Origin of the sequence: Rhodococcus sp. 21391, assembly GCF_016772255.1 — a bacterium.
In the GTDB taxonomy this organism is placed as follows: domain Bacteria; phylum Actinomycetota; class Actinomycetes; order Mycobacteriales; family Mycobacteriaceae; genus Rhodococcus_F; species Rhodococcus_F opacus.
Genome location: NZ_CP063781.1, coordinates 5,687,952 through 5,702,914 on the forward strand (window position 1 = coordinate 5,687,952; position 14,963 = coordinate 5,702,914).

Below are 14,963 nucleotides of genomic sequence, written 5' to 3' on the forward strand. Positions count from 1 at the left end.
TCATACAGACCTTGCCCGGATAGCAGAACCTGTTCTATTTTCTGAGGACAAGGAAAGGAGCCCACCGTGGGCACACCAGTAATCGTCGAGGCAGTACGCACCCCGATCGGAAAGCGCGGTGGCTGGCTGTCCGGAATGCACGCCGCCGAGATCCTCGGCGCCGCTCAGCGGGGCATCCTCGACCGCTCCGGCATCGACCCCGAACTGGTGGAGCAGGTGATCGGTGGTTGCGTCACCCAGGCCGGTGCGCAGTCGAACAACATCACCCGGACCGCGTGGCTGCACGCCGGACTGCCCTGGCAGGTCGGCGCCACCACGATCGACTGCCAGTGCGGCTCCGCCCAGCAGGCCAACCACCTCGTCGCCGGTCTGATCACCACGGACGCGATCGATGTCGGAATCGCCTGCGGCATCGAAGCGATGAGCCAGGTGCCGCTCGGCGCGAACGTCGGCGAGAACGCCGGCCCGCGCAGACCCGCCGACTGGGACATCGACATGCCCAACCAGTTCGAGGCCGCCGAGCGCATCGCCCGTCGCCGCGGAATCACCCGCGCCGACGTCGAGGCACTCGGAGTGCGTTCGCAGGCACGCGCCAAGCAGGCGTGGGACGAAGGGCGTTTCGCCCGGGAAGTGCTGCAGGTGACCGCGCCCGTGGTGGACAAGGAAGGCAACCTCACCCGGGAGACCCGGGTGGTGACCCGCGATCAGGGTCTGCGCGATACCACCGCCGAGTCGCTCGCCAAGCTGAAGCCCGTTCTCGAGGGCGGCATCCACACGGCGGGCACGTCCTCGCAGATCTCCGACGGCGCCGCCGCCGTCATGCTGATGGACGAATCCAGGGCGCGCGCCCTCGGTCTGAAGCCCCGGGCCCGCATCATCTCCCAGGCACTCGTCGGCTCCGAACCCGAGTTCCACCTCGACGGACCCGTCCAGGCCACGGCGCGCGTCCTCGAACGCAGCGGCATGAAGATGGGCGACCTCGACCTGTTCGAGGTAAACGAGGCGTTCGCGTCGGTCCTGCTGTCGTGGGCGTCGGTGCACGAGCCCGACATGGACAGGGTCAACGTCAACGGCGGTGCGCTCGCACTCGGACATCCCGTGGGCAGCACCGGGTCTCGACTCATCACCACCGCGCTGCACGAACTCGAGCGCACCGACGGGTCGACGGCACTGATCACGATGTGTGCCGGCGGCGCGCTCGCCACCGGCACCATCATCGAGCGGATCTAGGATCTGCCGATGAACGCACCCGCCGCCGCCCGACCGCCCGGCCTCGACTCGAAGTGGACGGTCTCCTTCATCAAGTGGATGTCGAAGATCAACGTCGTGCTGTACCGGCGGACGGGCGGGCGACTGGGCAGCAAGTGGCGGGTGGGTAGTGCCTTCCCCCGCGGGTTGCCCGTCTGCCTGCTCACCACCACCGGACGGAAGAGCGGCGAGCCGAGGATCAGCCCACTGCTCTTCCTCGAGGACGGCGACCGCATCATCCTCGTCGCCTCGCAGGGCGGCCTCCCGAAGCACCCGATGTGGTACCTCAACCTGCGCGCGAATCCGGAGGTGACCGTCCAGGTGAAGTCGCGGGTGCGGCCGATGACCGCCCACGTGGCGGATCCCGAGGAACGTGCGCGCCTGTGGCCGCGGCTCGTCGACATGTATCCGGATTTCGACAATTACCAGGCCTGGACCGACCGCACGATCCCCGTCGTGGTCTGCGACCCCCGATAGCGCGTGTATGTACCGCCGGGTAACGGGTGCCATGTCGGAGGACTTCTTGCAGTATTGACGCGTACGGACTTGTACGACGGCCGAGGGCGAGGAATTGCAGACATGAGTACACAGGTTCAAGATCGGATCCACGACCGTCGAGAGCTCACCGCGGTCCTGCTGCGTGCACTCGAGCAGCGCCACGAGGTTCTCGACGCCATCGTCGACAGTGAGGACCACGCCGAGGCCCTCACCACCGTCGCCGGACTCCTCGACACGTCCGAGGCGTACGCGGAAGCCGTCCTCAACCTGACGTTCCGCCGTCTGACCAAGGTCGAACGGCTCCGCATCCAGACGGAACTGAAGGACCTCGACGCCACGCTCGAGTGGACGTCGACGGACCGGCCGGCGAGCACCGGGCGGAACTTCCGCCTCCGTCCGTTCACCGAGACCGAGGAAGACGCCGAACTGTTCCGGCGCCGCTGCGTCGAGCAGGTCGACGACGCGGGCACGCAGTGGTCCGAGGAGCGGGTCGAGAAGGAACGCACCGAAGGCCTGACCCGTGTCGACGACGAGTCCGCCGCGTGGTTCGTGTGTGAGGACACCGCGGAGAACACGGCCGTCGGCATGGTGTTCGGCGAGCTGTCGGGACGCGAGGTCGACGTCGCCATCTGGATCTCCCCCGACGCCCGGAAGAAGGGCTACGGCACCGCGGCCGTGAAGCACAGCCGTCAGGAACTCGCCGCGGAGTTCCCGGGAACTGTCCTGGTCGTCCGCGCTCCCGCCTGACCAACACGTGAGTGGCGAAGCGTGCGGGAGCGCGCTTCGCCACTCACGTGCGGTGGTCGGGGTCGCGCTGTGTGGTGACGCCCTGGGCCCAGCGGTAGTCGGGTTTGCCGCTCGGGGTGCGCTGGACGGTGTCTTCCACCCACACCAGGCGCGGAATCTTGTAGCCGGCCAGGCTCTGCCGCACGTGTTCCTCGAGTCCGGCGAAGTCGACGCCCCGCCCGTCGCGCGCCTGCACCACCGCGGAGACCCGGTGCCCCCACCGTTCGTCGGGGACGCCGACGACGATGGCGTCGTAGACGTCGTGGTATGCCTTCACCGCGCTCTCGACCTCTTCGGCGAACACCTTCTCGCCGCCGGTGTTGATCACCATGTTGCCGCGGCCGAGCAGAGTGATCGATCCGTCGGCCTCGATCCGCGCGCGGTCGCCGGTGACGACGACGGGTCGCCCGTCGACCTCCCGGAAGATCTCCCGGGTCTTCTCCGGGTCGTTGTAGTAGCCCACCGGGACGTACCCGCCCTTCGCGAACCAGCCGTCCTTCCCCGACCCCGGTTCGACGGGAACGTCGTTCTCGTCGATCACCAGGGCGTACCGTCCGGCAGGGACCCGGGGTCCACCCACCTGCTTCTCCCCCTTGGTCGCGAAACCGATTCCGCCGAAACCCGTCTCCGACGCGCCGATCGAATCGGACACCAGCAGTCCCGGGAATGCGTCGAGGAAGGCGTCCTTGATCACCGGTGAGAACAGCGCGGCCCCGGATGCCACCACACCCAGACTCGACGTGTCGGTGCGCGACGGCTGATGCGCCTCGATCAGCGGCCGTCCCATCGCGTCGCCGGTGATGATCAGGATCTGTACCTTGTGCCGTTCGACGAGCTCCCACGTCCGGTCGGCGTCGAACTTCGATTCCAGCAGCACGGTGTTCCCGCTGAACAGCGCGGTGAACGTCGGCATCATCGCGGCCGCGTGGATCAACGGCGGCAACGCGAACCACAAGGTCGGCTCCCCCTGCGACCCGACCCGTGACTGCTGGTACTCGTCGTCGATCGCCTCACCGGTGTAGAAGTCGAGACCGCCCGCGAGGACGCGCCAGATTGCCTCGTGCGTCCACACCACACCCTTGGGACGTCCGGTGGTGCCGCCGGTGTACATGATGAACAGGTCCTCGGAGCTGCGTTCGCCGAAGTCCCGGTCGCCACTGCCGGACAGCGCCTCCTCGTACGGCACCGAGTCGCTGGGCACACCGGCGCCGCCGAGATCGTCCTCGACGACGACGGTATGCCGGATCCGCGGCAGCGAGGGCAGGACTTCCGCGATGCGCGGCGAGTAGATCCGATGGTGGACCACGGCGTCGAGTTCCGCGTTGCCGTAGACGTAGGCGAGTTCGTCGCTGGTGTAGCGGTAGTTGATGTTGACCGGGACCGCACGAATCTTGTACGCCGCGAGCAATGTCTCCATGGTCTCGATGGAGTTGTGCAGGTGCACGCCGATGTGCGAATCGACGGTCAGCCCGACTTCCAGGAAGTGGTGGGCCAGCCTGTTGGCGCGGTCCTCCAGTTCGCGGTAGGTGACGCGACGGGCGCCGCAGATCAACGCCACCCGTTCCGGCATCGCGTCGACGGAATGCTCGAAGAGGTCCGCAAGGTTGTAGGCCACGGGGGCGTCCTCTCTCAGACGACTGTGAGTGGTAGGGGTATTCCTCGATCGGTGAACGCGAAGTCGGCTCCCGTGCTGAACCGGGTGAGCGCCACCTCGGGTGCCTCCTTCGCGGGCGGCTCACCGATCACGATTTCCACGGTCAGCGCCGCATCCGTCTCCTCGACCACCTGCACTGCGAAGCGCGGCGACACCCCGCGCACGAGCGCGTTCAACGGCCCGAGGTGCTCGGCGTCGATCATGGACGGCCACGCCCCGTCCTCCCCGGCTCCGCAGTCCCTGCCGAGGGTCAGCAGCATGCGGTCACCGACGGTGATGGTGACGTCCACGTACTGACGGGGATTGAACGCCGGATGCACGGCGAGGACGACGGCGAGGCCCTCGAGGTCCGCCGGCAGCCCGAGCGCGTTCCGGATCCGCTCCGACGTGAGGCCGGCGATGCCGGTGAGTTGCTTGCGGGCGATGTCGAGCGCGGATTCGGCATCGGTGCGGGCCCGCACCGCGAGCAGGAAACCGAGCGTCAGCAGGTGCTGCTGCACGCACACCTCCTCCGCCATCCGAGTCAGAGCCGAATGGGAGAAGTCCGGGAACCGCAGGTCGTCGAGGAGCGCGCCCGCGTAGTCGTGCTGCCCCGGCCCACCGGTGTCGATCGGCGACAACTCGACTGTCGCCGCCCGCGACTTCCCCACCGTCACCAGTCCTTCCGGAATCGGGGGTGGCACGTTGGTGTCGTCGATGGTGACCGTCCAGAGGCAGTGCGGTGTCCGGTCCGCAGGTCTGCGGGGCGGACGATGCACGGGACGCACCTGCGCATGCGGGTTGGTCGCCAATGCGGTGGCGTCGAACGTCGGGTCCTCGATGTCGTGGCACATCGCCGTGACGTACTCGTCGCCCATCGGTTCGACGTCCATCAACGCCCCACAGTGATCCAGCCAGAACTCGCCGTGGTCGTGATCGGTGACGCGGTACCGGAAGTCCATGAACTGGGGCGGCGCACCGATGTCGAGTTGCAGACCCTTGAAGATCGTCACGACGCCGTCGCCCTCGAATCCCAGCGCGCGTTGCATCCGCCGCGTGTAGAGGGGGCTCGACGCCATCCACTCCTCGATCGCGACCTGCGTCATGCCCTCACGACCGAACGCCCCGATCAGGTGCGGCATACCGGAGCGGTCGATGAGATGCCCGCACAGGAGCAGTTCCGGCACGAGAATCGCGAGATCCTCGCGGGACAGATCGGCGAACGACACCGGAACCTTCACCGTACTCACCACAGCGGAACCGGGGCCTTGCCGACCGGGTACCACCCCGGCAGCCGACCGGACGTCGCGCGCTGGATCCGCGCGTTCATGCCGTCGGACATCGCGTTGTTCGTGATCATCTCGAGGAACAGGCTCGAGACGTTGCCGAAGTCGAAGAAGTCACGCTGCCAAGACCATTGGAAGTTGCCGCCGTACCGGAACCAGCTGCCGCCGATTCCGGTGACCTGATAGTGCGTGCCGTCGTCGCGGGTGCGTTCGGACACCTGCTTCCAGAATCCGATGACGTCGCCGCTGCGATCGTCGATGACGAACTGCTGGTACGGGTACCGCCAGCCCTCGAGCCCGTCCATTTCCTGCCCGAGCGCCAGGTCGCGGATCTCGTCCCTGCCCACGGCCATGAAGTCGTCCTTCGGGCCGTAGTTCCATCCGTACGTGGCGTCCTCGGTGTACATCTCGGCGAGCGGCTTCCAGTCGCCGAGCGACTCGCAGCGCTTGTTCTCGTCCACCCAGCGCTGCACCATCTCGTCGAGCTCCGCACGATCGAACTGCACCACCGGGCCGATCCTTCGATCGAACTGTGTCATCGGGTATCTCCTTCGGAGTCGTTGTCCGCGAGGATCCGCAGGGCCTGGGTCGGGCAGAAGCGCACGGCGCTCTCGACTTCGGCGCGCAGGTTCTCGGGTGGGTCGGTGTCGAGGATCTCGACCTTGCCGTGCTTCGGGACGACGAAGACGTCGGGTGCCTCCATCTCGCACACGGCATGACCCTGACACAGGTCGAGATCGGCTTCGACTTTCATCGCGTGCTTCGCTTCCGGTACCTCACCGTGCACGGCTGCTGCAGCTGCACCACCATCTTGCTGTGATCGTTGCGGTACGTCTCGGAGGGTTGCGCCATCTCGAACTCCCAGTCCTGCAGGAGAATCGAGAAGATCGCCTTCAACTGCATCAGCGCGAACGCGGCCCCGACGCAGCGGTGCCTGCCGGCGCCGAACGGAATCCACGTCCAGCGGTTGACGATGTCTTCCTGGTTGGGGTCGATGTAGCGCTCGGGATCGAACGTGTCCGGGTTCGGGAAATCCTCCGCGATCCGGTTGGAGATCGCGGGCGTGGCCGCCACGAGGTCGTTCTCGGCGATCCGGTAGCCGCCGACCTCGAACTCGCCCCGCGCGACGCGCAGCAGGATGATCAGCGGCGGGTGCAACCGCAGCGTCTCCTTGAGCACCGCTTCGAGTTTCGGGATCTGCCTGAGCGCCCCGAAACTGATGTCGGAGCCGTCCGAATAGAGGTCGTCGAGTTCGGCGACCACCTGTTTGGCGTAGTCCGGGTGCCGCAGCAGCTCGATCAGGGTCCAGGCCGCGGTGCCGGACGTGGTGTGGTGCCCGGCGAACATCATCGAGATGAACATGCCGGTGATCTCGTCCGCCGTGAAGCGCTCGTTGCCGTCCTCGTCCTTGATCGAGACGAGCACGTCGAGCATGTCCCGATCCTCCTTGCCCTGAGGGGGGTTCTCGATGCGCCCGTTCATGATTTCCTGGACGAGGGCCACCAACTGCACCCTCGCCTCGTCCCGCCGGCGGAAGCTCTCGATCGGGGCGTAGGCGTCGACGTATGCGATGGGGTCGGTGCCCTGCTCGAGCTCGTGGTACAGGTACGCGAACCGGCCGTCGAGCTGCTCCCGGAACTTCGTACCGATCAGGCAGGCCGAGGACGTGTAGATGGTCAGCTCCGCGAAGAATTCGAGGAGGTCGATCTCCCCCTCGTCGCCCCACTGCGCCACCATGCGGTCGACCTCGTGGGCGATCGTCGCGGCATGGCCCTTCATCTGCTCGCCGCGCAGCGCCTGGTTGTGCAGCATCTCCTTGCGGCGCTCGGGGCTCGCGTCGAACACGACTCCCTCGCCGAAGATCGGCTTCATGAACGGGTAGGCGGCCTGCTGGTCGAGATCCTCGTCGGTGGAGCGGAAGAAGAATTCGTTGGCCTCGGCGCCGGACAGCAGCACCACCTTCTTGTCGGCGAGCTGGAAGACACCGACGTTGCCGCACTCCTCCCGGACGCGGCGCATCAGCGCGATCGGGTCGGTGCGCAATTCTTCGAGATGTCCGTGCTCGTGCTCACCGCCGGACACACGTTGCGGGGTAGCCAGGTTCATTCTCCATCCTTTCGCAGGGGCGCCTCGGGCTGCACTTCGATCAGCACCAGGTGTGCGCCGCGCGGCGCACTGACGGCGGCGACGACGGCGTCGGCGATCGCGGAGGCGCGCAGGAAGTACGAGTGCCGGGCGAATCCCCATTTCGCCCAGTCTTCGAGGACGGGTCCGATGACCTCCTCGGTGGTGTTCATCCCCATGGACGTCTGGGTGGGGCCTGGACGCACGACCGACGCCCGGACGCCGGTGCCTTCCAGTTCCATTCGCATCTGCCGGCCCATCATCTCGACGCCGGCCTTCGCGGCGTTGTAGGCGCCCATCCGGGGCCGGGGGGTGTCGGCGCAATCGGATCCGATCAGGACGAAATCTCCGCGCCGGCGTTCGATCATGCCGGGAAGGAGGCGGTGCGCGAGACGCTGCGCACCGACCAGGTGAACGTTGACCTGGCCCAGGAACTGGTCGGGGTCCATCTCGTGTGCGACGGAGAACTCCAGGTCGCCTGCCCCCGACAACGCGATCTCGGTGGGGCCGAGCGCTTTCTCCGCCGCGGTGACGAATTCGTCGACGGATGCGGTGTCGGTGACGTCGAGGTAGTGCGCGAACGCTTCTCCCCCGTTGCTGCGGATCTTCTCCGCGATCTCCTCGCATTCGGCCACCCGGCGGGCACCGAGCGCGACGGGGTGACCGGCCTCGGCCAGCGCGTAGGCCGTCGCCGTGCCGATTCCCGAAGAGGCCCCGGCGACGATCGACGGGCGTCGCTGCGGGTTGGGCTCGAACCTAGGCATCGCGGACCTGCACTTTCATGGGGAGGGTGGCGAAACCGCGCACGTTGGTCGAGTGGACGCGCACACTGTTCGCCTCGTCGATGTCGTAGTCGTCGATGCGGGAGACGAGTTCGGTGAGCGCGATTCGCGCTTCGAGCCTGGCCATGTGGGCGCCGAGGCAGAAGTGGGTGCCGCCGCCGAAGCTCGCGAGCTTGTTGGAGGTGTCCCTGCCGATCCGGTATTCGTCGGCGTCCTCGAACACCGCCGAGTCGCGGTTCGCGGAGCCGATGAGGATCAGCACCTTGTCGCCGGCGGGAATCGTCCGGTCGTGGAAGTCCAGGTCGACGGACGCCGTCCGGGCGACCATCTGGCTGGACGTGTCGAAACGCAGGGTCTCCTCCACCCACTCCGGCACTCGACTCGCATCCTCGAAGACCTGCCTGGCCTCGCCCGGATAGCGGAAACCCCAGTACAGCGCGTTGCCGAGGAGTTTGGTGGTGGTCTCGTTGCCTGCCACCACCATCAGGAACATGAACGCGATGATCTCGTCGTCGGTGAGCCGGTCGCCGTCGATCTCAGCCTCGAGCAGTGCGGACGTGAGGTCCTCGGTCGGCTTTCTGCGGCGCTCCGCCAGCATGTCGGCGTAGTAGCCGACGAGGTAGAGCGACGCCTCCATCGCGGCGTGGGGCACGTCGAGAACGCCTTCCTCGCGGTGCACCACGAGGTCGGCGAGCCGGCGGAGTTCCACGCGGTCGGCCTCCGGCACCCCCATCAGTTCCGAGATCACGTCCATCGGGAGCTTGCCGGCGAACTCGGCGATCCAGTCGAACTCGCCCGCCGCGAGCGCCGGGTCGAGGTACTGCCGGGTCAGATCCAGGATCCGCCCCTCGAGTTCGTTCACCCGCCTCGGCGTGAAGCCGCGGGACACCAACTGCCGCATCCGCATGTGCCGCGGATCGTCCAGCGCGAGAAAGGACATCGTCTTGTGGGCGTGCGGTCCGTACGCCGCCGGGTCGAGCGACACCCCGTTCGCGCTCGACAGGCGCTGGTTGTCGCGGAACGCCGCGACGACGTCCTCGTGCCGGGACAACGCCCAGAAGTCGAGTTCCTCGTTGTAGTAGAGGGGTGCTTCTTCCCGCAGTCTTCGATACGTGACGTACGGATCTTCGTGGAAGCCATAGTCGTACGGATTGAACGTCACCGGATTGTGTGACACCCCGGGCATCGAGGCTGCGGTCATGGCATCTACTCCAGAATCAGCTTGGCGGAAGTTTCGAGTCGATCGGCGAATTGGGCATAGGACCCGTATCCCATTCCCGCGCGAACCAGGCCGCCGGCGTACAGCAGCTCCAGTGCCTCGAGGACGTCGGGATCGTGGCCGTCGCCCAGTGCTGTGGCGAGCCGGTCGCGGATCTCCAGCCCGATGCGGGCGCGGAGGTGCTCCACGTCGGGGTCGCGGCCGAGCAGCGCGTTGGTGACGGCTCCGGCGAGTTCGGGTTCGTCCGCCACCAGGAGAGCGATGTGACGGAGCACGGCGACCACGCGTCCAGTGCGATCGAGTCCCTCGTCCACCGGCTGCGGCGAGGCGGCGAGACGCCGCCAGAAGACCTCGGCGACGAGGTGCTCCTTGGACGAGAAGTACGTGTAGGCCGTCGCGGGCGCGACCCCGGCGATGCCGGCCACCGAGCGAACGGTGAGTCCCGCGAATCCCTCTTCACGCAGTACTTCGACTGCCGCTTTGGTGAGGCGGTCGACGGTATCGGCCTGCTTCTCGGTCAGACGGCGGCGGGTGGACTCGAAATTCATACTACTGGACACGTGTCTGGACGCTACTACAGTTACCAGCGACTGGCAACGAAAATCGGACTCTCACACCGGACTGCGCGGGTGAATTCGCACGGGCATCGTCTTGATGCCGCTAATGAAATTCGACCGCAGCCGGGCGACCGGGCCAGTGGGTTCCACCCGGTCGATCCGCGCGGCGAGAGTCTCGAACAGGATCTTCAATTCGAGCCGCGCCAGGTGGGCGCCGAGGCAGAAGTGCACCCCGCTACCGCCGAACGCGATCTGCGGGTTGGGGCTCCGGCCGATGTCGAACCGGTACGGCTCGTCGAAGACGTCCTCGTCCCGGTTGGCGCTCGGGTAGTAGATCACCACCTTGTCGCCGGCCCTGACCAACTGATCGCCGATGTAGGCGTCCCGGGTGGCGGTTCGCCGGAAGTCCATCACCGGGGTCACCCACCGCAGGATCTCCTCCACCGCACTCGCAGCCAGTTCCGGCTCGGACTGCAGTCGTCGCCACTGATCGGGATGATCGATGAAGGCCTGCATCCCACCGGCGGTCGCGTTGCGCGTCGTTTCGTTCCCCGCCACCACGAGCAGGACGAAGAACATGTTGAATTCCATCTCGGTGAGCGTGTCGCCGTTCCCGTCCGCCTGCACGAGCTTGGTGACGATGTCGTCGCGTGGCTCGATGCGGCGCTGTGCTGCAAGCTCGTTGGCGTACAGGAAGATCTCCGCCGCGGCCATCTCACCGTCGGCCTGGGTGGTGCCGTACTCGGGGTCGTCGAAGCCGATCATCCGGTTGGACCAGTCGTAGAGCCTGTCGACGTCCCCGGCAGGCGCACCCAGCAGCGCCGCGATGACCTCGAGCGGCAACGGCGCTGCCGCCTCGGGAACGAAGTCGACGTCGCGTGCGTCGAGAAGCCGATCGACGATCCGCGCACAGATGTCGCGGATGTGCCCCTCGAGCACTTTGACCGTGCGCGGGGTGAATCCGCGGCTGACGAGCTGCCGGAGCCGGGTGTGGTCGGGAGGGTCGAGGTTGACGAGCATGGCGGCCTGCTTCGCGCGGGTCTGCTCGTCGAAATCGTCGATCTGGGTGGTGCCCACCGCCGACGAGAACGTCGCGCTGTCGCGGGACACGGCGACGACGTCGGCATGCTTGGTCACCGCCCAGAACCCGGTGCCGTTCTCCTCGGGCTGCCAATAGACGGGTTCGCTCGCCCGCAGATGGTCGAAGAACGCGTAGGGGACCCCTTCCGCGTAGACGTCGGGGGATTTGAGATCAATCCGAGACGCGGTCATACACTGCTCCTCGATCGATAAACGAATGGGATGCGTCTTAAACTACACACTTTCATTTATAATGGAAGCCCTTATGCTGGACCCATGGTGAAAGGGCAGAACGGACCGATCCGACGTCGCACACTCACGCGAGACAAGGTCGTGGATGCCGCGATCGAGATCATCGACGAACTCGGCTGGGAGCCACTGTCGATGACGAGTCTCTCCGCCCGGCTGAACGTCGTCACCGCGTCGCTCTACAACCACGTCCGCAACCTCGACGACATCCGCGGTGCCGTCCAGGTGCGCACCATGGCGGAACTCGGTGCCCACCTGCGCGAGATCGCCATGGGCCGAAGCGGTCCGGACGGCCTTCGTGCGCTCGTCGACGCGCACCGCGTCTGGGCGACCGAGCATCCGCATCGGTATCAGACGCTGACCACCAGCCCGGTGGACCGGGACGCCTTCATCACCGCGGCACTGGACGCGAACACAGCGCTGCGCACGATGCTGGCGTCGTGCGGACTGCCGCCCGAGGACACCCTCGACGCGGCAGTGAGCATCTTCGCCGCGATGCACGGCTTCGTGATGCTGGTGAACACCGACTTCCTCGGCGACGAACTGGACCTGGACTCGATCTACGAATCGGTGCTGCGCGGAGCACTGTCCAGCGTCGGGTGGCCGGAGCGAACGCACACCCCGTCCTGAAAGGCCACCACCCCTACTGTCGCCGTTCTCAGGCCCAGGCGTCAGAAGGGTTCGGTCGCCACGTCGAGATCGCCCAGATCACCACCACGTCGAGCGCGATGATAAGCACCGACCACCACGGGTAGTGCGGCAGCCACAGGAAATTGGCCACGATCGAGATCGCGGCGATCACGATCGCCGACACCCGGGCCCACGCGGCGCCGGTGAACAACGCGAGGCCGGTCACCGCGACCAACGCACCCAGCACGAGATGGATCCAGCCCCACACCGTGAAGTCGAACTTGTAGAGGTACTCCACCCCCACCACGAACTCCTCGTTCTCATAGACCGCGGCGAGCCCTTGGAAGAACTGCAGGAGTCCGACGGTGACCATGATGACCGCTGCACCCATCGCGGTCCCCGCCGCGACGCCCTGTTTGACCGACGAACTTTCGGACATGACGCCCCTTCCTCGCCGCAACCCACTGCCGGGTGAATTCATTGTCCGCCGATTCGGTGTGCGTTCGCGTCGGAACCGCGGGGTTTCCCACCCACCTGGAATCGGATTGCTCCGGCCGAGGAGGCCACCCGACGCAGCCTGCGAGACCGTTCGGTTGCCGCGAATCCCTCGCGCGCCCTGGTGCTCGGCACGTCGGAGGAGATGACCTTGTCCCCTAGACCGCCGTCGCATGGACAGGCGACACTGGCGGTGACCGGGAGGGGGCCCCCGGCCGCTTCGCTCGGTCCACAACTGCGCACCGAAAGTAAACGAACCGAATCGAGGCGATGTTCGCCGGTCCCGACAACCCCGGCTCGGACGGCACCGACTCGGAGTCGTCGCCCACCTGAACTCGCCACGCATGCTCATCCTCGGTGCTGCGAGGAAACCGGGCGAGCTCATCACTCGAATTCGGGGGCCCGCCCACCGCCCCACAACTGCTCTGTGAGGTCCTGGAAGCACACGAACGTGACGGGGTCATCCTTCCTGCGCAACACCGACCTGCTCACCGCTGCACGCACAACGAAACCTTCGCGATGGGCGAGTTCGATTACCTTTCCCGCAAAGTCCCGCAGCAACGCCACCGATGCGGGGCCGCCCGGCGACGACGCCGGAACGACCACGTCCGCGACCGAACACCCGGCAAACCAGTGCTCGGGATACCCCAGCATCCGCTCGAGAGCCGAGTTTGCGTGCACGATCACCCCCTCTTCATCGACAGCAAGGGCGGGAACCGGAAGGCGCTCGAGCAACCTCAGTGCCGGAAGCTGCTCCAAATAGCCCAGCGCGGTGTTCGGGTCCGACCGTCGCCTGTCCCTACCCGGCCCTGCCGACGCCCACCTCCGTCTCCCCCAGCGGACCAACACATCGAACCGTGCCAGGCCGAACAGTGGAGGCAACGTCGATCGTCGGCCAGATCGTCGAATTATCGTTGCCCGCGATCGTCCGTCACCAGCACATTCACCAGGAGGACACTGTCGAACCATTTTGGTGCAAAACAACATACATTCTCTCCGTGCGTAATTCCGATACAATGCGCTCGGCTATCCGCGGGCCTCTGCGTCAGCTTCATTGGGCCGCTTTCGCCCAGGCACAAGTCGATTCCACGAGCCGCTATCCGCCGCCAGAGCGACGTGATTACCGAGAGTCGTTGCGCTCGTCTTATTTTCGACCTTGATTCGTACGCGGCGTCGCCCGCCGTGTGCGGCGGGACGATTTCACTCGCCCGTGTGGGACGCGGGTTCTGCCGATGTAGGCGTCGAGTTCCCGCGGCGTGATGCATTCCATAGTAGCGGCACGGAATCCGAAAGACTTATCCCTACGGGACGTAGGGCTGATCTTTCCGGGACACGCCGCCGGCCGCCTACGACGAAGTCTCGGCCCCTGTGATGCCGGACAATTCAATCACCGCTCACCGTGAGCGGAACCCACCAACTTCGCGAGCTCGTCGAGCGACCACGGCGGCTCGGTCTCGTGGTCGCGGTAGGCCAGCACAGCCGGAGCCGGCCGGTCGAATCTGCCGACGAAGCACCCTGATCCGGCGAAGATCCCACCGGTGATGCCGGCGGCGAGGTCGCTGGCCAGGAACGCGTACAGCTGGGCGACGTAGTCGGCGGGTGCCGGATGCAGCGAGCCGTAGCGCGTTGCGTCGTCGAGCATCCCCCGCCTGTGCAGTTCCTCGATGTGCTGCTCGTACTCCGCTCCCACGGACAGGCGGGTCTTGGCACCGGGGCACACGACGTTGGCGCGGACGCCGGATCCGGCCAGTTCGGCCGCGATGGCGAGGGTCAGACTGTTGACCGCTCCCTTGCCGGCGGGATATCCGGTTCCGCCGTAGTCACCGAGGAACGCGAACGAACTCGTGTTCACGATCGCTCCGCGCCCCCGTTCCGCCATCAGGGGCGCCGCGGCCCGGCATGTGCGGAACGTCGCCGTCAGGTGCGCATCGACGAGTTCGCGCCACTGCTCGTCGGTGACGGTGAGGATGGACGACCCGGCGGGCTCCGCGACGCCGGCGCAGTTGATCAGCACGTCCACCTGGCCGAACGCGCGTTCCGCGGCATCGACCAGCGCCTCCGCGACGCCGTGGGCGGCGGCTGATCCAGCCACCGCGATCGCCCGGCCACCGCCGAGCACGATCTCGTCGGCCACCTTCTCCGCCGCGTCCGGATCACGGCCGTTGACCACCACGCCGGCTCCCTCCGCCGCGAGCGCGTGCGCGACGGCCCGGCCGATCCCCCGGCTCGAGCCGGTGACGACGGCGCCTCGCCCGTCCAGCCGTCTCACGTCGCGTGAATTCATCGCACCTCCGTCGAACTCGTCATTGCGGCATCCAGTTGTTCAAACTATAGTCCAGACACATGTCCAGTTTTCGGAGATCGCTGTGACACTCA

Annotated in this window: 16 protein-coding genes; 4 read left to right on the forward strand and 12 right to left on the reverse strand. The window is 66.6% G+C overall.

The features are described from left to right. The first annotated feature begins 66 nt into the window (after positions 1-66). From GO592_RS26190 to GO592_RS26200, 3 genes are all read left to right on the forward strand, one after another. Entirely contained in the window at positions 67-1,230 is a 1,164-nt protein-coding gene (locus GO592_RS26190; RefSeq protein ID WP_007300921.1) for a steroid 3-ketoacyl-CoA thiolase, read from the forward strand. Positions 1,231-1,239: 9 nt separating this feature from the next. Continuing rightward, entirely contained in the window at positions 1,240-1,725 is a 486-nt protein-coding gene (locus GO592_RS26195) for a nitroreductase family deazaflavin-dependent oxidoreductase (protein WP_005262917.1), read from the forward strand. Positions 1,726-1,827: 102 nt separating this feature from the next. Beyond that, the gene (locus GO592_RS26200; protein ID WP_005563770.1) at positions 1,828-2,493 is read left to right on the forward strand and encodes a GNAT family N-acetyltransferase; all 666 of its coding nucleotides are present in this window, start codon (positions 1,828-1,830) and stop codon (positions 2,491-2,493) included. A 43-nt stretch (positions 2,494-2,536) separates the two neighbouring features. Here GO592_RS26200 and GO592_RS26205 read toward each other — a convergent pair whose 3' ends face one another. The 9 genes from GO592_RS26205 to GO592_RS26245 all read right to left on the reverse strand — a co-directional run bounded on the left by GO592_RS26205 (position 2,537) and on the right by GO592_RS26245 (position 11,405). Next, positions 2,537-4,147: an acyl-CoA synthetase gene (locus tag GO592_RS26205; protein WP_007300920.1), complete on the reverse strand. Its 1,611-nt coding sequence runs from the start codon at positions 4,145-4,147 to the stop codon at positions 2,537-2,539. 14 nt (positions 4,148-4,161) lie between these two features. Beyond that, positions 4,162-5,418, reverse strand: a complete 1,257-nt coding sequence (locus GO592_RS26210; RefSeq protein ID WP_039952898.1) for a hypothetical protein — start codon at positions 5,416-5,418, stop codon at positions 4,162-4,164. Next, a complete protein-coding gene (locus GO592_RS26215) occupies positions 5,412-5,990 on the reverse strand; it encodes a nuclear transport factor 2 family protein (protein WP_007300918.1) in 579 nt (192 codons plus the stop codon). Before GO592_RS26215 ends, GO592_RS26210 begins: the two co-directional genes overlap by 7 nt. After that, positions 5,987-6,205, reverse strand: coding sequence for a ferredoxin (locus tag GO592_RS26220; RefSeq protein ID WP_005262923.1), 219 nt, complete (start codon positions 6,203-6,205; stop codon positions 5,987-5,989). The genes GO592_RS26215 and GO592_RS26220 overlap by 4 nt, the downstream gene beginning before the upstream one ends. Further along, positions 6,202-7,557 carry a cytochrome P450 gene (locus tag GO592_RS26225; protein WP_007300917.1) on the reverse strand — a complete coding sequence of 452 codons (1,356 nt, stop codon included), beginning with the start codon at positions 7,555-7,557 and terminating at the stop codon, positions 6,202-6,204. The genes GO592_RS26220 and GO592_RS26225 overlap by 4 nt, the downstream gene beginning before the upstream one ends. Further along, entirely contained in the window at positions 7,554-8,339 is a 786-nt protein-coding gene (locus GO592_RS26230) for an SDR family oxidoreductase (protein ID WP_007300916.1), read from the reverse strand. The genes GO592_RS26225 and GO592_RS26230 overlap by 4 nt, the downstream gene beginning before the upstream one ends. Beyond that, positions 8,332-9,558: a cytochrome P450 gene (locus tag GO592_RS26235; RefSeq protein WP_007300915.1), complete on the reverse strand. Its 1,227-nt coding sequence runs from the start codon at positions 9,556-9,558 to the stop codon at positions 8,332-8,334. The genes GO592_RS26230 and GO592_RS26235 overlap by 8 nt, the downstream gene beginning before the upstream one ends. A gap of 5 nt (positions 9,559-9,563) precedes the next feature. Further along, positions 9,564-10,124 (reverse strand): TetR/AcrR family transcriptional regulator, encoded by a 561-nt coding sequence (locus GO592_RS26240; RefSeq protein ID WP_007300914.1) that lies wholly within the window; start codon positions 10,122-10,124, stop codon positions 9,564-9,566. Positions 10,125-10,187: 63 nt separating this feature from the next. Then, a complete protein-coding gene (locus GO592_RS26245) occupies positions 10,188-11,405 on the reverse strand; it encodes a cytochrome P450 (RefSeq protein ID WP_007300913.1) in 1,218 nt (405 codons plus the stop codon). 84 nt (positions 11,406-11,489) lie between these two features. Between GO592_RS26245 and GO592_RS26250 the strand changes: the two genes are divergently transcribed. Continuing rightward, positions 11,490-12,092: a TetR/AcrR family transcriptional regulator gene (locus GO592_RS26250; protein ID WP_005262931.1), complete on the forward strand. Its 603-nt coding sequence runs from the start codon at positions 11,490-11,492 to the stop codon at positions 12,090-12,092. A gap of 28 nt (positions 12,093-12,120) precedes the next feature. Here GO592_RS26250 and GO592_RS26255 read toward each other — a convergent pair whose 3' ends face one another. From GO592_RS26255 to GO592_RS26265, 3 genes are all read right to left on the reverse strand, one after another. Next, positions 12,121-12,531 (reverse strand): DUF7144 family membrane protein, encoded by a 411-nt coding sequence (locus GO592_RS26255; RefSeq protein WP_005262932.1) that lies wholly within the window; start codon positions 12,529-12,531, stop codon positions 12,121-12,123. Between the two features lie 440 nt (positions 12,532-12,971). Beyond that, positions 12,972-13,436, reverse strand: coding sequence for a PAS domain-containing protein (locus GO592_RS26260; protein ID WP_007300912.1), 465 nt, complete (start codon positions 13,434-13,436; stop codon positions 12,972-12,974). A gap of 538 nt (positions 13,437-13,974) precedes the next feature. Continuing rightward, positions 13,975-14,871 carry an SDR family NAD(P)-dependent oxidoreductase gene (locus tag GO592_RS26265; RefSeq protein ID WP_007300911.1) on the reverse strand — a complete coding sequence of 299 codons (897 nt, stop codon included), beginning with the start codon at positions 14,869-14,871 and terminating at the stop codon, positions 13,975-13,977. Between the last annotated feature and the right edge of the window lie 92 nt (positions 14,872-14,963).